At 69.5% G+C, this 18,570-nt stretch carries 13 protein-coding genes and 1 pseudogene; 4 read left to right on the top strand and 10 right to left on the bottom strand.

The annotated features are described in order from the left end of the window. Positions 1-144: 144 nt before the first annotated feature. Entirely contained in the window at positions 145-6,996 is a 6,852-nt protein-coding gene (locus BMW88_RS31380; RefSeq protein ID WP_143116353.1) for a type I polyketide synthase, read from the bottom strand. A gap of 827 nt (positions 6,997-7,823) precedes the next feature. Between BMW88_RS31380 and BMW88_RS31375 the strand changes: the two genes are divergently transcribed. Beyond that, entirely contained in the window at positions 7,824-8,156 is a 333-nt protein-coding gene (locus BMW88_RS31375) for a hypothetical protein (protein ID WP_143116352.1), read from the top strand. A 63-nt stretch (positions 8,157-8,219) separates the two neighbouring features. On the opposite strand, the gene BMW88_RS44520 is transcribed toward BMW88_RS31375, so the two are convergent. From BMW88_RS44520 to BMW88_RS42320, 4 genes are all read right to left on the bottom strand, one after another. Continuing rightward, positions 8,220-8,549 (bottom strand): SU10 major capsid protein, encoded by a 330-nt coding sequence (locus BMW88_RS44520; protein ID WP_089957778.1) that lies wholly within the window; start codon positions 8,547-8,549, stop codon positions 8,220-8,222. A gap of 25 nt (positions 8,550-8,574) precedes the next feature. Next, complete coding sequence (locus tag BMW88_RS42325) at positions 8,575-8,730, bottom strand: hypothetical protein (protein ID WP_177221501.1); 156 nt, start codon at positions 8,728-8,730, stop codon at positions 8,575-8,577. 335 nt (positions 8,731-9,065) lie between these two features. Next, positions 9,066-9,419: a TraR/DksA C4-type zinc finger protein gene (locus BMW88_RS31365; protein WP_218148269.1), complete on the bottom strand. Its 354-nt coding sequence runs from the start codon at positions 9,417-9,419 to the stop codon at positions 9,066-9,068. Positions 9,420-9,571: 152 nt separating this feature from the next. After that, entirely contained in the window at positions 9,572-9,739 is a 168-nt protein-coding gene (locus BMW88_RS42320) for a hypothetical protein (RefSeq protein WP_177221500.1), read from the bottom strand. Between the two features lie 565 nt (positions 9,740-10,304). On the opposite strand from BMW88_RS42320, the gene BMW88_RS31355 reads away from it, so the two are divergent. After that, positions 10,305-10,667 carry a hypothetical protein gene (locus BMW88_RS31355; protein WP_089957773.1) on the top strand — a complete coding sequence of 121 codons (363 nt, stop codon included), beginning with the start codon at positions 10,305-10,307 and terminating at the stop codon, positions 10,665-10,667. Positions 10,668-11,001: 334 nt separating this feature from the next. Here BMW88_RS31355 and BMW88_RS31350 read toward each other — a convergent pair whose 3' ends face one another. Continuing rightward, positions 11,002-11,991: a terpene synthase family protein gene (locus BMW88_RS31350; RefSeq protein WP_089957769.1), complete on the bottom strand. Its 990-nt coding sequence runs from the start codon at positions 11,989-11,991 to the stop codon at positions 11,002-11,004. A 586-nt stretch (positions 11,992-12,577) separates the two neighbouring features. On the opposite strand from BMW88_RS31350, the gene BMW88_RS31345 reads away from it, so the two are divergent. Next, positions 12,578-13,063 (top strand): polyprenyl synthetase family protein, encoded by a 486-nt coding sequence (locus BMW88_RS31345; protein WP_245778179.1) that lies wholly within the window; start codon positions 12,578-12,580, stop codon positions 13,061-13,063. A 157-nt stretch (positions 13,064-13,220) separates the two neighbouring features. Here BMW88_RS31345 and BMW88_RS31335 read toward each other — a convergent pair. Then, positions 13,221-14,551, bottom strand: a pseudogene (locus BMW88_RS31335) (cytochrome P450). Between the two features lie 329 nt (positions 14,552-14,880). Between BMW88_RS31335 and BMW88_RS31330 the strand changes: the two are divergent. After that, positions 14,881-16,029, top strand: a complete 1,149-nt coding sequence (locus tag BMW88_RS31330; RefSeq protein WP_177221498.1) for a wax ester/triacylglycerol synthase domain-containing protein — start codon at positions 14,881-14,883, stop codon at positions 16,027-16,029. A 717-nt stretch (positions 16,030-16,746) separates the two neighbouring features. Here the strand turns inward: BMW88_RS31330 and BMW88_RS31325 are convergent. The 3 genes from BMW88_RS31325 to BMW88_RS31315 form a co-directional block, all read right to left on the bottom strand. After that, entirely contained in the window at positions 16,747-17,823 is a 1,077-nt protein-coding gene (locus BMW88_RS31325; RefSeq protein WP_089957759.1) for a tyrosinase family protein, read from the bottom strand. Continuing rightward, positions 17,820-18,155: a tyrosinase family oxidase copper chaperone gene (locus BMW88_RS31320; RefSeq protein ID WP_089958051.1), complete on the bottom strand. Its 336-nt coding sequence runs from the start codon at positions 18,153-18,155 to the stop codon at positions 17,820-17,822. The genes BMW88_RS31325 and BMW88_RS31320 overlap by 4 nt, the downstream gene beginning before the upstream one ends. Positions 18,156-18,310: 155 nt before the next feature. Continuing rightward, the gene (locus BMW88_RS31315; RefSeq protein ID WP_143116351.1) at positions 18,311-18,496 is read right to left on the bottom strand and encodes a hypothetical protein; all 186 of its coding nucleotides are present in this window, start codon (positions 18,494-18,496) and stop codon (positions 18,311-18,313) included. Between the last annotated feature and the right edge of the window lie 74 nt (positions 18,497-18,570).

The raw sequence follows: 18,570 nt of genomic DNA, 5'->3' as shown, positions 1-18,570 counted from the left end.
CCGTCAGGCGGAAGCCACCGACCGACTACTCATCCTCGACGAACACCACCTGCGGGCGGTGCTGCAGCGCTACACGGCCACTACGACCACCGCCGATCCCGTCGGGCCCGGCAACTCGGGCCCTCACGACCGGACCAGCCGAGTTCACAGCCGGGCCAGAGCCGCGCGTTTTACAGCCCCAAGCGGCGTCACGTTCTTCCAACCTGATGAGGAGCGGGCGATGGAGTCGAGCCAGTCGTCGATGGCCTGGGCGGTGGTGTCGGCGTGGCGGTCGATGATGGAGAAGTGGTTTCCCGGGATCGTCCGTCCCGCGTGCCCAGGGTCGCCGAACCCGTCGTCCTCTGCGTGCAGGAACAACGTTGGCAGGGGTGCTGGTTCTGCTGCCCAGCCGCGGTAGAGGTGGGAGTAGGCGGCCATCGCGGTGAGCGATGTGTCGCCTTGGGATGGGTCGAGGGTGGTGGCCGCCCGGTCGAGTGCGTCGCGGCGCATGTTCTCGTCCGTCTTCTCCGGGACGTCCAGGAGGATGAGAGCGGCGGGGGCGTTGTCGGTGTGCTGGAGCCGGGTGGCCAGGTGGTGTGCCACCCAACCGCCCGATGAGTGACCGACCAAGACGTACGGTGTGCCGCCGATTTCCTGCGACACCTGTCGCGCCATCGCTGCCAGCAGCGCTTCGCGGCTGGCGGGTAGTGGTTGGTCGTCGTGGTAGCCGGGTAGCGGGATCAGCAGGCTGTGCCGGTCTTCGCGCAAGTATCGGCACAGTTGCCGGTACTGGTGGCCGTTCGGGTCCGGGAGGAAGGAGGGTACGAACAGCAGGGTGGGTGTCGCCGGGCCTTCGTCCAACGTGAGCAGTGCGGGGGTGCCTGCGTGGTCGGTGTCGAAGGTGGGGCGCATTCGTGCGGCGGCGGCGAGGAGGTCCAGGCCGGCTTCATGCCTGCCGTCGGCACACGCCTGCGCGAACAACGCGGATGGGCCGCGGGAGGTCGGTCCAGCCGTCACGGTGCTGTCGGTATCCGTTGGTTCGGCTCGAGTCTGTTCGGTCAGGTGGCGGGCCAGGGCCTGTGGGGTGGGCAGGTCGAAGATCGCGGTGGGTGCCAGCCGGACGCCGGTGGCGGCGGTGAGCCGGGAGCGGAGTTCCTGCGAGGCAAGGGAGTCGAAGCCGACCTCGCGGAGTGGGCCGTCGGCGGGTACGGCGTCGGCGTTCGCATGGCCGAGGATCTGGGCCGCGTGGGCGCGGACCAGGGTGAGCAGATCGTCGACGCCGATTCGGGGCGGTGTGGAGGACGACGACGCCGTGGGGCGGAGGTTCCCTCGACGACGCGGGGTCATCAGTTCCTCGAGGATCTCCGGGGTCGCGCTGCCAGTACGCGTGCCTGTGACGGCAACGACCGGCTCGTCCAGGCGCAGCGCTTCGTCGAAGGCGGCCAGGGCAGTCTGCGTGGACAGGGGGGTCAGACCGGTGCGAGCCAGCCGGGCGAGCTCCGCCTCACCCAGGTGCCCGGTCATGCCGCTGGCTTCGGCCCACAGTCCCCAGGCGATGGAGGTGGCGGGGAGCCCGAGTGCGCGGCGGTGGTGGGCCAGGGCGTCGAGGAATGCGTTGGCGGCGGCGTAGTTTGCCTGCCCTGCCGTGCCGAGCAGCCCGGCCATGGAGGAGAACAGGACGAACGAGCGCAGCGGCAGGTGACGGGTCAGCTCGTGCAGGGCGACCGCGGCGTCCGCTTTGGCGCGCAGCACCACGTCCAGCTGCCCGGTGCCGAGAGTGGCCAGGGTGGCGTCGGCCAGCACCCCGGCGGCGTGGACCACGGTGGTGAGCGGGTGACGGTGGTCGAGGGTGGACAGCACCGCCTCGAGGACGTCGCGGTCTGCCGCGTCGCACGCCGCCACCCGCACCGCGGCGCCGTGCGAGCGCAGCTCGGCCACCAGTTCGGCGGCGCCGGGCGCGTTCTCCCCGCGCCGGCTGAGCAACAGCAGGTGACGTGCGTGGTGTTTGACGACCAGGTGCCGGGCCAGCAGCGCTCCCAGGGTGCCGGTGCCGCCGGTGATCAGCACGGTCCCGTCCGGGTCCAGCGGCGCGGGATGGCGCACGACGACCTTGCCGGTGTGGCGGGCGCGGCCCAGGTGCCGCAGGGCGTGGTGGGCGTGGTGGACCGGGAAGCTGGTGACCGGCAGTGGTGTGACCGCGCCCTGGGAGATCAGGTCCATGATCCGGTCCCCGTGGCGGCCGATCGTGTCGGCGTCCACGTCGCGCAGGTCGAACACGTGGTAGTCGACGCCGGGGTGGTGCTGCCGGACCACGGCCGGGTCGCGCACGTCGGTCTTGCCCATCTCCACGTACCGGCCGCCGGGGCGTAGCAGGCGCAGCGAGGCGTCGACGTGCTCCCCCGCCAGGCTGCCCAGCACCACGTCGACTCCGCCGGAGGCGGCGCGGATGCGTTCCTCGAACTCGAGCGTGCGTGAGTCGGCGAGGCGGTCGGCGGGCAGGTCGACCGCGGACCACTTGGTCCGGCTCGCGGTGGCGTATGCCTCGGCCCCGAGGGCGCGCGCGACCTGGATCGCGGCCATCCCGACACCGCCCGCTGCGGCGTGCACCAGGACTTTCTCCCCTGGTCGCAGCCCGGCCAGGTCGCACAGCGCGTGCAGCGCGGTCAGGAACGCCGTGGGTGTGCCGGCCGCCTGCTCAGGCGTCCAGCCCGGCGGCACCGGCCGGACCTGCCGGTGGTCGACGACGGCGACGGGTGCGAAACCGCCCGGCCTCGAGTTCCCGAGAAGCGCGGCCATGACCTGGTCGCCGGGACGGCAGGCGCGCACGTCCGGTGCCACCGCCACGACCTCGCCTGCCACCTCGAAGCCGATCGTCTCGCCGTCCACCGCGCCGAGGGTGACCAGGGCGTCGCGGAAGTTCAGGCCGGCGGCGCGCACGGCGATGCGGACCTGTCCCGGGCCCGGCGGTTCGTCGAGGTCGGGCGCGGCGACCGGGCACACGCCATCCACCGCACGGGTCCCGTCAGGCTCGAGCCGCCACGCGGTGCCGTGGGGGATCGCCAGGGCCTCGGCTGCGGCGGGTACCAGCCGGGGGACGAACAGGCCGCCGTCGCGGACGGCGACCTGCGACCGGTCTGCGGCGAGCACAGCGGCGAGGATTCGGGTGGCGTCCGTGGTGTCGTCGAGGTCGACCAGCGTCACCTGGCCGGGGTACTCGGCCTGCGCCGAGCGCACCAGGCCCCACACCGCCGCGCCGTCCGGGTCAGCGGGAGGGTCGGCGGGGCCGGTGGACTGGGCGCGCCGGGTGAGCACCACGACCCGTGCCGTGCCGTCGCCGGTGAGCAGCGTGGTGAGCTCGGCCAGCACACCGGCCAGCCGTGCGCGCAGGTCCCCGGTGCTGTGGCGCTGGTCGAGCACGGCCACTCCGGATCGTTGCGCGGGTGCCGGTTCGCTGGGAGGCAGTTCCCGCCACACGATGCGGTGGAGGGCGGTCGGCGGTGCGAGGTGCCCGGCGGGGGCTTCGCGCAGCACCAGGTCGGTCAGGGTCGCCATGGGCCGTCCCGTGGGATCGGTGAGCTCGACGGTGTGGCGGTCCGGGCCGGTGCGGTGCGCGGTGACCCGCAGGGCCGTCGCGCCGGTGGCGTGCAGGCGCAGCGATCCCAGTGCGTAGGGCAGGACCGTGCGCCCCGGTGGCAGGTCCAGCAGCAGGGGGTGCAGGGCGGCGTCCAGCAGCGCCGGGTGCACCGAGAATCCATCCCCGCCGGGTGAAGTCACCTCGGCGTAGCGCAGGTCTCCGCGTCGCCACAGGGAGGTGAGGTTGCGGAACGCGGGGCCGTACCCGTAACCGGCGCCCGCCAGCCGCTCGTACAGGGCGGCCACCGAGCGCGGTTCGGCGCCGGGCGGCGGCCAGGCACCCGGTTCAGGGCGCGGAGCGGCCGGGGTGCTCGACGTGGTGAGGTGTGCGTCCAGATGGTGGGTCCACCGCGCGTCGCCGGCCTGGGAGTGGAGCGCGACCGCGCGCCGGGCGCCGTCGTCGGGCTGGCCCACCGTGAGCCGCAGGACCGCGGCCGGGCCGTTGAGCAGCAGCGGCGCGTGCATCACGGCGTCCTCCACGGCATCGCACCCGACGTAGTCGGCCGCGTGCAGGAGCAGGTCGAACAGCGCGGTGGCGGGCACGACCACGACGTCGTGGACCGCGTGGTCGGCAAGCCATGCGTGCTGGTCGAGGACCAGTCGCCCGGTGAACACCGCGCCGCCGTCGGGCAGGTCGGTGACCGCGCCCAGCAGCGGGTGGTCGGCTGCGCGCATCCCCAGCGCGGCCAGGTCCGCGACCCGCGGCAGGGGCGTCAGCCAGTACCGCTCGTGCTGGAACGGGTAGGTGGGCAGGTCGACCTCGCGTCCTTGCGGCAGCACCCTGTCCCAGGCGACCGCGATCCCGCGCGTGTGGGCCTCGGCGAGGGCTGTGGTGAACCGGTCGGCCCCGTCGCGCCCGCGGTCGAGCGTCGTGACCACGGTCGCGCCGCCGGCTGCTGTGTCGGCGATATCGGCGGCGGCGTCGGCGATATCGGCGATGGCCGCGGCGAGCACCGGATGCGGGGACACCTCCACGAACGTGCGGTGGCCGTCGCGCGTGGCCCGCGAGACGGCGGCGTCGAACCGGACCGGGCGGCGCAGGTTGGCGAACCAGTAGGCGGCGTCCAGCGCCGTCCCGTCGACCGGTTCCCCGGTGACACAGGAATAGAACGGGACCTGGGCTGGACCGGGCCGCAGACCGGCCAGGTCCGCCAAGACCCGGTCGCGCACCTGGTCGACGTGCGAGCAGTGCGAGGCGTAGTCGACCGGGATGCGCTGCGCCCAGACGCCCTCGCGCTCGCAGTGGGCCAGGACCTCCCGCAATGCCGCGACCGATCCGGCCAGCACGCTCAGCGCCGGGCCGTTGACGACGGCGACCTCCACCTCACCCCGCCACCGGCGCGTGAACTCCTCGGCGTCGGCAGCGCTCATCGCCACCGCGACCATGCCGCCCTGGGCGGTGATGCCCCGCAACGCGCGGCTGCGCAAGACCACGACGCGGGCAGCATCCACAAGGGACAGTGCCCCGGCGATGTGGGCCGCGGCGATCTCGCCCTGGCTGTGCCCGATCACCGCCGCCGGCTCGACACCGCACGCCTGCCACAACCGCGCCAATCCCACGTACACGGCGAACAGCGCCGGCTGCACGTACTCCGCCCGCTGCAGGAGATCCTCGTCGCCGACGACGCGGGCCAGGTCGAACTCCAGGTGCGGCGCGAACGCCTCGGCACACTCGCGCACGGCCGCGGCGAACACCGGCGACTCCCGCAGCAGCCGGACACCCATGCTCCGCCACTGCGCGCCCTGACCGGGTATGACGAACACCGGACGCTCCTGGGCCGTCGCGATCCCCAGCACGACACCAGGCCCGCCCTGCCCGTTCGCGACCGACTCCAGCCGTGCCGCCAGGTCCTCCCCGTCCGTGCCCAGCACGGCGGCTCGGTGCGGCATGGCGCCGCGTGTGGTGGCCAGCGACCATGCCAGGTCATCGACAGCCGGGGCCTGAATTTGCCGCACGTGCGCGACCAGCCGTCCGGCGCTCCGCCTCAGGGCCGCGTCGGTCTTCCCCGACACCAGCCACACCCGCGGCGCCACCCCAGGTGCGAAGACCCCGGGACTCCGGTCGGTGAAGGCCTCCTGCGGTGCGGGTGCCTCCGCCAGGATGACGTGCGCGTTGGTGCCGCCGATGCCGTAGGCCAGGACACCGGCACGTCGCGGCGCACCGCCACGCGGCCACGGCCGCAGCTCCTGCAGCAGCCGCACCGGTCCCGCCGACCAGTCGAAACCATCCAGGGGGCGCTGGGCGTGCAGGGTCGCCGGGAGTCGTTCGTGCCGCAGCGCCAGCACCGACTTGACCACCCCGGCGAGTCCCGCGGCGGCCTGGCTGTGCCCGATGTTGCTCTTGACCGAACCGACCCACAACGGCCGGTCCGCCGGCCGGCCGTGCCCGTAGCCGTCGTGCAGGGACCGCGCCTCGACCTGGTCTCCCACCCGCGTGCCGGTGCCGTGCGCCTCCACGACGTCCACCTGGTCCGCGCTCAGGCCCGCGTCGGCCAGGGCCGCGGCCACCACCGCCTGTTGGGCGGCACCATTGGGCGCGGTCAGCACCGCGCTGGCACCGTCCTCGTTGACCGCGCTGCCCGCGACAACGGCGAGCACCGGCCGACCATCGGCCCGCGCCCGCGACAGCGGCATCAACAGCAACGCCGCCACCCCCTCCGCCGGGGCGAACCCATCAGCGTCGGCTGAGAAGGCCTTGGACCGCCCGTCGGCGGTCAACGCCCCCAGCCGGGCGAACTGCACTAGTGGCTCCGGCCCCGCCATCACGGCCGCGCCCGCGACGAGCGCTGCCGTGCACTCCCCCGCCCGCAGCGCCCGCACCGCCAGGTGCAACGCCACCAGCGACGACGAGCACGCGGTGTCCACCGACAGCGCGGGCCCGGTCAGCCCGAGCACGTAGGAGATGCGGCCGGAGGCCACACTCAGCTCGGTACCGGTCATCAGGTAGCCGTCGAGGCCGGGACGGGACGTTCCGGCGAGCTTGCCGTAGTCGCTGTCGCACACCCCCACGTACACACCGGTCGCGGACCCGCGCAGCCGCGCAGGGTCAACGCGCGCGTTCTCCACTGCCTGCCACACCACCTCCAGCAACAGCCGCTGCTGCGGATCCATGGCCACGGCCTCCCGCGGCCCGATGCCGAAGAAAGCCGCGTCGAACCCGGCGGCGTCGTCGAGGAAACCACCACTCCGCACATAGGTCCGCCCCTCAGCGGCGGGGTCGACGTCATACAGGTCCGGATCCCACCCCCGGTCCCGGGGCAGCTCCGCGGTCACGTACCGACCGTCGACCAGCAGCCGCCACAACGCATCAGGTGAGTCGACACCACCAGCGAACCGGCAGGCCATGCCACAGATCGCGATCGGCTCAACGGACTCCGCGGCCATCACCGGCACCTCGCCGATCCCCGACCGGCCCCGCCGACGAACGCGCCACACGCCCCCGCCAGACCCCGGCTCGAACACCGCACGCTGACACAGGGATATCCGCCCGAGAACACGATGTCCGAGCCCAGCACGCGCACGAGCCCCTCGGCTCCGCAGTCCACCATGCGCACATGATCATGACCACACGGCGCACCCCCGGAGATCATCACCCGATCGCGGCACGTCGGACCTCACCGCCGAGGCGAACCGCAACCCGATAGGGGCCCGTCGTCACGAGTCGGACCTGTCGCGCCATCCCAGACGCGATCAACGTCACCCAACCATCACTGGACTCTTGTCCTGCGAGACTCGAGACGGGACACAGCTTGACCGAGGCACCTCCGGCCGACCCCACACAACGAGAAGCATGGAGTCCGCCACCCTCGTGCGCGCCGGTGCGGGAGTGTCCGCCCGACGTCTCGGACTTGTTGCGGTGCGGTGGGGATGCCAGCGCCCCAACACCGCCGTGGCGATCACACCCGGCGCAGTGGCGGCGGGTAGAGCAGGTCCTGCACGCGAGCACGGATGATCGCCGAGGCGTCGCCGACCAACACCCGCCGCGCGGTACGGCTGCTCGCCGGTCAGCTACACCTTGGTGCGGATCTGCACGTCAGCCACATCGCCAGCGGGACGGGAGTAGTTATGTAAATCATTGCCTGTCCTGTCTTCGACAGCCTCAACGTCGTGTACGGACGTGCGGGCCGCACCATCGCAGGGTGCATCGGCGAGAAGACCCAGGTGATCGCCAAGCGATGTGAAGACTCTTCGGAACTGAACAGTGACACACTGTGATCGTCCTGCCGGTCTGCAAAGAGAGTAGATATCTGATGATGCGTCGAATGGCTACTGGCGCGGTCATGCTGGCCGCTGTGTTGAGTACCGCCGCACCGGTCGCCGCTCAAGCCGAGGAACAGAGCGTGGTCGACGAGCTCGCCCGATGCGCACAGCAGGTGGGCGGATCGCTGTCGAGTATGGAGATCCAAGCGCTGTGCGCCGGGGTTCCCAGTCGCACCGCGGATGAGATCGCCACCACGACGCGGTGTGTGGCGTCCGCGCCCCAGACGAACATTGCCGCCTATCGGGAAGCCGCCGCGAGCTGTATCACTCAGCTCGTGCGCTGATCGGCCGTCAAGCGGTCTGCGGCTGCCTGACGGCACCCGGTCCTGGCTCGACGGTGTGCTCCTTCACTCCGTGCTTGTCTCCATCCGGTCGTCCTTCCCCGCATGGAAGGACGACGGCCGAGGGGCGCGCGCAGCCCGCTGGGAAGCCCGCGCAGGGCGTTGATGGCAGCCTGTCGGTGACCTCGGCCTTGCCGTCCACGAGGTCACGCCCAGGTCGTGGATGACGAGCTGCTTGTATCGGGTGCTGGCGAACTTCACGCACCACCCCCGCCGGTCGGGGGTGGTCAGGCCGGTGATCTTCCCGTGCGCGATGTCCGGCCGGTACTCCAGGCAGATCTCGCCGTAGATCTGCGCCCGATCGGAGCTCTCGGTCGTGGCCGGCGGTTCGGACACAGGAACCCCTGTGGGCTTTCCAGCATCACCGCGGGCGCTGGTCGAGCCCGACCATCTGGACCGTGCTGGTGAGCATGTACAGGTTGAGCATGATCGGCAACCGGTCGAAGTCCGTCTCGATGGTCGTCACCGCCACCCCGCCGACGGTGCGGGTCTCCTCGCGGTAGCTCTTCCTGGCCATCCAGCCGAACAGCACTCGCGTGCCCGCGGCATTTGCGACTACACGCTTGGGCAGCTGCTAACCCATCTGCAGGCCGGTGACCTGCTGCGCGCCGAGGCTGACTTGGCCGCCCCGTCCGAGAGGTAGGCCGGCGCTACCTTCAGCAGCAGCTCACCCATGCTGGCGCTGGCGGTCACCAGATGTTCCAGGGCGCGGCGTAGCGAGGCCAGGACGGGATCCGCCGTCGAAAGGACGGGCGGCGGCGGGCGTGGGGTGGTGGTGCGGACGTCGTGCACGCTGGTGGACCACGGCGCGTACCGCCGAGTTTCGCCGCTGACCACCTGGCCGGCCTACACCTAGCCGATCCTCATCTCCTTCTGCCTCGCCAACTCCCGGCAGTCGAGGCAGAGTTCTTCGGTGGGGAGTGCTTCCAGCCGGCGAAGACCGATCGCGGTCCCGCAGGAGTCGCACCAGCCGTACTCCTCATTCTGGATGCGCTGGAGAGCCTTGCCGATCTCCGAGATGCGCCTCCGCTTCCGATCGCGGTCCTCGAGGTCGTCCTCGTCGCCAGCCTGGCTCAGGCTCTGCCTCACCTCGCCCTTCCAGGCGTCGAGGAGCTTCGTGAAGTGCGCGCGCATCGGCACGCCCATGTACTCCTCGTCGCTGGCTTCCTTGTACGGCTCAACCCCACCTGCAAGCCCTGACGTCACCAGCGGCCTTCCTTGCTCCCAGGTATGGATCGGTCGCCAGGTGCAACCGTCCAACTTGTTGACAATCCCATCGATAACTGAGGGACCATCAAGAAGACGCACTCTAATCGGCCTGCTCCACCGGCGGCCGTCGGTCACACACCTGCGTGGAGTCAGCCGGAGTGGGGCGGCTGGACGAAGACCACTTGGTCGGAAGTGCCCGATTTGACCTCGGGCTTGTGGGCCTGGCCACTCGCGACGTAGTTGACGATGGGCTTTCCGCTGCCGTCGACCAGCTGGATCGTCGCCGGGAAGCCACTGCCACCAGCTGCGACCAGCACCGCCACTCCGTCCCGGTAGTGCAATTCCAACACGCAGACCCGGGACTGATCCCGTGTTCATCTGAACACGAGAAGTCATGGCCGGGAGGCTAGCAGTAACGGCGCGCTACCCCACAACACGGGATGCCTCACGCGTCTCGCCGCTTTTGCCCCGCACTCCGATCGGGCTGCCGGTAATCTTGACCATGATCGCCTCGAAGATCGGCGAGCACCGGCCGGCTCGCTGAAGGTGCATACCCAGTTGCTCGAGTCCGCTGGCACGTCGACCGAACGGCGATGATCAACGGGTCCAAGTAGCTTTTGATACGCGAAATCGGAGCTGAAACCTTCCGCAGGGAAATCGCTCAATGGGGTCGCGGTGGCCGCACGGCGGGGTGATGGGGCTCGCCCATGGCGGTGACACCTGCCGTGGACGCTGGCCGTCGACGTAGTGACGTGCTGTCCTGTCGGTGGAGGTGATGTGTCATGGTGCTGCAGTTCATGGGATATGTGATCAAGCGGCAACTTGTAGGCCACAGGCACATCGCGGTCTTCACATAGATCGGAGTCGTAGATGATTGCACACATGAAGCTGCGTGCTCGCCGGATTCTCGCGGGCGCTTTGACATTCGGCGCCTCGCTGGTTCTGCTTTCGACGGTGGCGATGCCCGCGTCAGCTTTGGCTTCCCCGGCGGGTGTCCAGGTCCCGACTGTTCACGCCCGCCAGATCGATGAGCATAAGGTGGTGTTCCAATGCGGCTCTGTGCACGAGGGCGAACAGAGTGAAGTTCAGGGTACGAGGTGCAGGCCGCCGTTTTACGGACTTCTCACCGAACCGTTCATCATCGTGTCGGACATTGCTGGTGATCCGTATTATGAGTGCCGTGAGGGGTTTGCTGACAGCCCGCAGTACGTCGCCGGTCGAAATTGTACCAAGTCCCAGTCGTAGCCGTCGGGAATTGAAAGCGTTCATCACCGTTATTGTGGGTACTCCGCCGGACCTCGGGTGTGCCTTGTTCGGCGATCTGGCAGGCACGACCCACGGCGGCGACCGGTTCTAGCAGTGGGCGCGGACGCCCAGCGTTGCCCTGATAGCCGTTCTGGACGACAGGTCCGCGCCCCGGTTCGCCCAGATCTCCACTGGCGGCGGAATCGTCGACCGCCGAGAGCAGTCGAGTTCGGAATCAGCCATGGACGCGCGGCTACGATCCTTCGGGCCACCGAGTTCGGGGCGGAGATCGACTCGATTTTGCAGGACTCGATTCCGGCAACGACTGACGGTGTCAGACGATCATGTCGGGTGTGGACCACGTGCTCTCGGGCAGCAGGGTGTAGCGGCTGGAGCCGGTGCTCCAGTCGAGCAGGCCCGCGTGGAAGTCGTCGAGGGCGTCCAGCCAGCGTCGGGTTCGGTCGTGACCGCAGGTTCTGGAGCCCGCGAGCGCCCGGTGTATGTGGTCGAAGAGGTCCATGTTCTGTCTGTACAGGATGGTGGCGTGGTCCAGGGCGTCCCGGAGTGGGCAGTGCCGGGACAGCGCGATGACCGCCACGATGTTCTCCTGCTCGTGGTCGAGCAGTTCCTTCTTCACCGAGAGGATGTCCTGGGCAAGGATGGTCCGACGCACGTCGAGGTCGCACAGTGCGCGCACGCGAGGGTCGTCGAGTACGTGGTCCGGCAGGTCGATGCCCAGGCTGATCTCGATCATGCGGTGGTCGATGTGCTGGCCGACGGTCGTGTGACGCCACCGCAGGTACTGCTCGGTGTCGCGCGGTCGTCCCCGTTGCAGAAGGTTGCGGTCGTAGGTGATGCAGCCGTGCAGGTACTCGGCGATCGCGTGGTCGAGCCTGCGCAGCGATCGTTCGGGCAGGTAGGCATGGAACCTGTGGCGGATGTCCGCGAACACGGGACTCCACCGGCGGTCCGTGCGGGTGGTGAAGCCGTTTTCGAGGTCGGCCAGGAACGGGCTGGTGAGGGCCTCCACCCGGCCTCGGTGGTAGGCGTCGAACTCGTGGTCGCGCACGTTGAGTGCCATTGTGAGGCACGCCAGGTCGAACAGCCTCCGCCGGTCGGCGGTCGGCCAGCAGACGCCGGCCACGTAGGAGAAGTTGGTTCTGCGCAGTGTGGCGCGTTCGCTCTCGCCGGGGAGCAGGTCGTAGGAGAGAAACCAGTCGGTGACGGCGTCGGCGAAGCCGTCGTCGTAGTGGGCGCTGCGTTTCAACGGGTAGCGCCGTTCCAGATGGGGCCGCAGGTCGAGGACTTCGCGGCGGTCGAACATCTCGCCTCCTCGGCAGGGTCTTCAGCGGCGGTGAACGGGACCGCCTGCTCTGCCCCGGTCGGCTTCGGCGAGACAGGCCGTGTCGGCTGTCAGTGACCACTTCCGCGGCAAGTGTCCGGTGCGGGCGGTGCGCGTTGCCCGGTCCAGGCACAGGCCGCCGGGGCGGCTCGCAGGGCGATGCGGCGTGCGTTGTCACGGCCGATCCGGTGGATCGCCGTGGGGGACCGTGGACTCCGACTTCGGGTGATCGTAATCGCCGATCCACCCGACGATCGGCGGCAGCAGGAGATTCACGCGCGTGCCGACGGCCTCTTACCGCTTCGGTCCAACACGCCACAGAATGACTACACAGTGTTGCAACGACCGTGCGGGCAGCCCCTACAGGCGACGTCGACGAAGTGGGGAAAGTCAACTCGAACGGCTGTGTCCGCAGGAAAAGGCACCCCATACGGTGAGGTGCGACGCATGGAACCGTGATTACCCACAGTAAACTTATGTACCGCAGGCGGCCGGCTACCACTTCGGCTGGCTCGACGCCATCGGGGTCCCGGTGGCGGGCCGCAATGGCAAAGGTGTGCGCCCAGCGTTGACCCTGCTGTCGGCCGAGGTCGTGGGCGGTGATGCGACGGCGGCCGTGCGCGCGGCGGCAGTGGTCGAGTTGGTGCACAACTTCTCCCTCGTGCACGACGACATCATCGACGGGGATGCCATCCGCAGGCACCGACCCACCGCGTGGGCGGCGTTCGGGGTGCCCTCTGCCACGTTGGTGGGTGACGCGCTGCTGGTGTTGGCCATCGACGTCCTGGCCGCGACGGACTCGTTCGACACCGGGCCGGCCGTCCGCTGCCTGGGCCAAGCGCTGTCGGATCTGCTCGCGGGCCAGGCGGCCGATATGGAGTTCGAGCAACGCGACGAGGTGGGCGCCGACGAGTACCTGTCCATGGCCGAAGGCAAGACCAGCGCCCTGTTGGGGTGCGCGTGCGCGCTGGGCGCGATGTCCGGCGGCGCCGATCCGGCCACCGTGGCGCGGTTGCAGCAGTTCGGACGGCACTCGGGACTGGCCTTCAGATGATCGACGACCTGCTGGGCATCTGGGGTGCACTGCGGAAGGGGTCTGCCGACCTGACCGACATGGTCGGCTCCCCCGACGACACCTCTCTGTCCCGGTCGGAGCGGTGAGCACGCCGCGGAGACAGGTCGTGCTCCGACCTCGCCGGAGAACAGGGCCGTCAGCAGCGCGCAACCGGCTGCATGACCAAGGACTTCGGCGTCAGGGTGGCCTGCAGCGCCGGCCGCACACGCCCACGGCGGACGGTCAGCAACCGCCACCGGGCAGCTATGGTCGCCAACGCCAGCACGGCTTCGGTCATCCCGAAGGTCTCCCCGATGCACTTGCGGGCACCGCCACCGAACGGGACGAAAGAGCCCCGCGGCAGGTCGTCGGCTTCCTGCCGCACCCAGCGATCGGGGTCGAAGGACTCCGGATCGGAGTGGAAGCGCGGGTGACGGTGCATCAGATAAGGGCTGTAGACCACAGTGGCGCCAGGGGCGAGGGTGACACCGCCGACCTCCACGGCCTCGGTGACAACCCGGGTCACCACCCAGGCCGGCGGGTAGAGCCTGAGGTTTCGGTGATCACGCACCGGGTCAGTGGGAGGTTCGCCACGTCCGGGTACCGGGCGGGTCGTCCGGTGAGCACGTCGTCGACCTCGGCGTGCAGTCGTCGTTCGACCTCCGGGTGGATGGCCACCAGGTGCAACGCCCAGGCAAGGGTATTGGCCGTGGTCTCGACACCGGCCACGATGAAGCTGATGACGTGGTCGATCACCTCGGAGTCCTCCACGCCGATCCCCTCGTCCCGGGCGGCCAGCAACAGCGACAGCATGTCCTGCGGCGCACTGGGGTCCGCGCGGTAGTCGGCCACCACCCGCGCGGTGAAGGTCCGCAGGCGCTCGCGCGCCGTCCGGAAGCCGCGCAGACGCGGTACCGGCAGGCGGTCCAGCGCGGCGGGCAGGACCATGCTCAGGAACAGCCCCTCGGAGAACTTCTTGATCTCTCCCACGAGTGCCTGCACGACGGCCTCGTCGACCCGGCGGGAGAACAGCGTCCGCAGCGTGACGTTGGCGCTGATGGCGTTCATCTCGGCGACGACGTCGACGTTGCCGCGGTCGCGCCAGGAATCGCTGACCGCCGCGGCCTGGTCGGTCATGACAGCCGCGTAGCGGGGGATGTGGTCTCGGTGGAAGGCCGGCTGCAGCAACCGCCGCTGCCGCCGGTGCACGTGCCGCGGGGAGGTGATGAGGCTGTTGCCGACGATGTCGCGGGCCTTGTCCAGCAGGGGACCCCCCTTGGCGAAGGTGCGGTCGTCCAGCAGGATCCGCTGGGTCAGCTCCGGGTGGCAGGCCACATACCCGGTCCAGCTGCCGAACCCGATCTCGACGAGGTCACCGCGGGCCGCCAACGAGGTCAGATACCGCCCTGGGTCGAGCAGGAACGCCGACAGGTCGCCCAGGGCCGACCATGCGGAACCTGCTCGCCCGACCGTGAGTTCCGTGGTCATCGTCCCCCACTCGAAGTCGACAGCCGGCAGGGAGCACCGCGCGGTTCCGGACGGTACGCGGCCTCGCCCACGCCGGGAACGACCATACGAGTCGGATCGAGCGACACGGCACACCACTGACGGGGCAACCGGAACCACGCACCGTGGCGGCTTTGCGCCACCGCGACCGACGTGATCCCCGTCGCGCCCCGGCGACAGCGATCGGACAGAACATGCGCCCACCGCACATGCGGCCTCGACCGATGGACCTCCTCCTGCACGACATGACGGCCCGACATCCGGATTCCGCACCGCACATAGGACTCCTGCTCCGCGTGAAGGGCGATCCGATGTCGCTGAGGCAGAGGATGCTGACCCACCTGAGGCAGCACCTGCCCGCCCTGCCCATCCTGAGCACCACCATCGCGCCCGGCCGGGACCGGTGGAACATCGAGGAGCAGGATCCGGACCACCGCCTCCACGACCACCTCCTGACACGCGGGCAATCCCCGGAAGACCAGGTGCAGCGGATCATCCGCACCCCGCTGCCCCGGAGCGGATCACGCTGGGACGTCCACCTGATCCACGGCTACACCGACGACCGCTACGCCGTCTTCTTCCGGACCCACCACTCGCTGCACGACGGCGCAGGTCTGGTGCACACCCTGGAAACGCTGTTCGGCCGAGCCGACGCCTCCACGCTCCGGTCATCCGCGGTCGTGGCCACCCACGCCCAGGCACATCCCCGACCCGCCCGGTCGATCCTGTACGCCGTCCGCGCCCTGGCCCGCAACGCCACCAAGACCGCCGTGTGGGACGATCCGGAACACCCGCTCTCGTCCGAGCGCAACTTCCGCTGGATCGGCGTGCCGACCGATCTCCTGCGCAATGCCGCGCGGGCGTGGAATTGCTCGGTCAACGACGTCTACCTCGCCGCGTTCGCCCGCGCCGTGTCGTCCTGGGCCGCCGAGCACTGGAAGCATGCCGCAGGCCGGGACATCGACATCGCCGTTCCGCTCAACCTCCGCCACCCGCGCGAAGTGGGCGCCCCAGGCGTCTACGTCGCACCGGTGCGAATCACCCTGCCCGGACGGCCACTGCCCACCAACCAGCTCATCCGGTGCACAGCACGTGCCACGGCCCCCCTCAAGTCCGGTGGTGAGCGAGAGGCGGTGCGGTGGCTGACCGACAAGATCCCGGAACGGGTGTACGCGAGACTCACCCGATTCCTGATCACCCCCGACCGCGCCACACCCGGGGTGTCCTACGTGGTGCTCCGCAACGAGCTGCGCTTCGGCCAGGACCTGGTCGAGGAGGTCGCGCCCCTGATGGCACTGCCCGAGGGATGCCCGCTGACCGTCGCACTCACCACCTACCGAACCACGTCCACAGCCTGCTTCGTCACCGACCGCGCCCTGCCCGGCATGGACAACCTTCACACCCGCTGGCGCGAATCCGTGGAGGAACTGGCCCGACAGGAGCCGCCGAGCCCGAACTGAAGACCGGTTCCCGGTAGCTGCGTTACGGAACGCACACCGCGCACCAACCACAACGACCGGCCCTGCCCATCGTCGAACCACACTGTTCCGGGTCTGTTCTGGCCGTGGTGGACCAGCGGCTCGCTCCACCAATCGAGCCTCGACCGGCTGGTACGCGGAGCCTTCGCCTACCTGCTCTACCCCCGACCGCACTTGCGCACCCGCGGTGTTCTGGTCGTGGGACCGAGCCAGATCTTTTTCGACTACGTCGGCCACACACCTCGAACACCTGGAAGCGCGCGACGAACGTGAGCTGCCTGGCCGGCTCTTCGGCGTGAACGACGACGCCGTCAGCTGGCCGAATCAACCGGACAAGCCAATTCCACGGGGAGATCCGAGCTCGAGGTCATCGCCCGGCGGGGAGGATGAAGACGATTGCGATTTTGGCACTCGCCTCCCCACCAGCGTGGTCGAGGGAACGTGCCCCCGCTCCGTCGAACGCGGCACACGGGTTGCCGCCGTCCTGGGGCAGGCGCGCAAGGTCGGGAACGTGTTCAGCTCCTCGAAGTGCTCAGCGGCCAGGTTGCCGTGGCTACGGACGGCGGCGTGATTCCCCCTGAGACTTGGCCGGTGGACTCGGTTCCGACGTTCGAACGTCGTGCTCAGGCGCCCCGCACCAGACCGAGGGGTGCACTCAAGAGCAGCGTCTCAAGAGGACAGTGAGCGCGGGTGGACCGTTCAGCGGTACACGTATCCGACTCGCCCGTGTTGCGGGTGGCGGATGCGGGCGGTGTCGATCAGGTCGGCTGCGGACATCGTGTTCCAAGGAGCGAACCGTTGGTGGTAACCGGGTTCCGTTTCAGTGCCCTGCAACGGCAGGTACGGGGCGGCTACCGGGTGCCGCGCGGCCTGCTTGGCCTGCCAATCTGCCCAGATCTTGTCCACGAAGCAGTGGTGCAGCCAGAACACGGGGTCGTTGGGCGAACCGCTGCCGCCCATGTGGCCGCCCAGTTCGGCGTGCACGGTGCCGTGCTGGTCCAGCTCCAGCCGGGGCCGGAACTTGTCGTAGGCGGTCTCGTCCATCACATCGAGCACACCCATTCCGCGGTCACGGAAGAACTCGCCTTCCCGCTCCCGCCGCCGCTGTTTCTGCTCCTCGGTCTCGCGTTCCCAAAAGGGCAGGAACGGCGCCAGCGGCAGGTCGAAGAAGCGACTCAGGAACGGCCTGTTGTCCACGACACGGATCACGAACCACCGGTTCCTCAGCTCCCCGGGCAGATCGGCCAGCCGACGGTCCAGCTCCTGCCAGACCGCGGCCATCTCCTCCGGGGGCAACCCGCTGATGCCATCGGCCGCACGCAAGCGCGCCATGGTCTGCGGTGACAGGAAGTGCTCGAGGTCGTTGTCGGGCACGCCGAACCGGCCGCGCTGGACCTGGCCCAGCAGCCCGGTTCCGTCGTCGCCCAGCCACTCGTCGGTCCACGGGGTGCGGTCCGGCTGGCGATCGACGGTCCAGTCCCAGTAGGGCAGGCAGACGCGCGGTCCGCGCTGGGCGGCGGAGGTCTGGTTGAGCGCGATCTCGAACTCGACGAGGAACTGCCGGTGCCACGGCAGGAAGTTGGAGGTGCCGTGCGCAGGTCCGCTCCACGTGGCCTCGATGTGCATGGCCACGAAGTCGCCGTAGACAGTGCCACCGACGTTGTTCGGGTGCGGGCGCGATGACCGGGTCGTCTGCAATTCGAACACCGCGTTGAGGAACCGTTCGCGCTCACGGTCGGTGAAGGCGGTGTGGTTCTTGCGGATGTTCCCGGTCATCGACTCCACATCCCGTGATGACCAGTGCGCAGCTCGGCGCCTTGGAGCAGGTCCACCGCCTTGCGCGCCACCTCCTTCAACGACCTCACCGGACGGTAGTGGTCGACCGCGCTGGTGAAGCAGCCGTTGCCGTCCCGCATCACGTGCAAGGGGCGGCCGTCGATGAGCACCGACTGCGGCGGCAGGTGCCGTTCATGTCCGACGACGACGAGCCCTTGGATCCGCCGCGCCCGGTAGATCTCGTCGAAGTGTTCGACGCCCGAAGCCTGGCCGGAAGCGCTCATCGCGGCCGGCGCCGCGAACGCGACGCCCGCCACACCAAGCGCTGTCATGGACAGGAAGCGACGCCGGTTCGGCACGGCTGTCCGCTCTCCTGGTCCGGGGACTGGGAAATCGTTCATGTGTCCCACCATCCTCTTCGGATATGAAGAAGGTGTCAGGACAGCACCTCAGTTTCCGTTCCGGTGACCAATGTGCCGACGTCCGCTCACTTGCGTGTGAGAACGGCGATGCCCTGCGCGTTGATCGTCTCGGGCACGCCGAGGTGAGCGAGGTCGTCGACGAAGCGGCTGCGGGAGACGGGTTCCTCACCGAAGGAGTACAGGTAGCTGGCGTACATCCGCTCGGTCGGCTCCTCACCGCTCCACGTCAGCTCCTCCGTCAGCCATCGCACCACTGTGGGGTGGACCTTTCGGGTCGATTCCGGCCCATCACCAGGGGTGAACCGTCGGCCGCAATGAGGACACT

Source organism: Lentzea xinjiangensis, assembly GCF_900110955.1.
GTDB lineage: Bacteria > Actinomycetota > Actinomycetes > Mycobacteriales > Pseudonocardiaceae > Lentzea > Lentzea xinjiangensis.
The sequence above is the reverse complement of the archived record's forward strand: the minus strand, read 5'-3'. Positions and strand labels throughout refer to the sequence as shown.

Coding starts and splice junctions, on each gene's coding strand:
- BMW88_RS31380 (WP_143116353.1), bottom strand. CDS start 6,996: ATGGCCGCGGAGTCCGTTGAGCCGATCGCGATCTGTGGCATGGCCTGC.
- BMW88_RS42325 (WP_177221501.1), bottom strand. CDS start 8,730: ATGGCCAGGAAGAGCTACCGCGAGGAGACCCGCACCGTCGGCGGGGTG.
- BMW88_RS31355 (WP_089957773.1), top strand. CDS start 10,305: ATGAAGCTGCGTGCTCGCCGGATTCTCGCGGGCGCTTTGACATTCGGC.
- BMW88_RS31350 (WP_089957769.1), bottom strand. CDS start 11,991: ATGTTCGACCGCCGCGAAGTCCTCGACCTGCGGCCCCATCTGGAACGG.
- BMW88_RS31330 (WP_177221498.1), top strand. CDS start 14,881: ATGTCGCTGAGGCAGAGGATGCTGACCCACCTGAGGCAGCACCTGCCC.
- BMW88_RS31325 (WP_089957759.1), bottom strand. CDS start 17,823: ATGACCGGGAACATCCGCAAGAACCACACCGCCTTCACCGACCGTGAG.
- BMW88_RS31320 (WP_089958051.1), bottom strand. CDS start 18,155: ATGACAGCGCTTGGTGTGGCGGGCGTCGCGTTCGCGGCGCCGGCCGCG.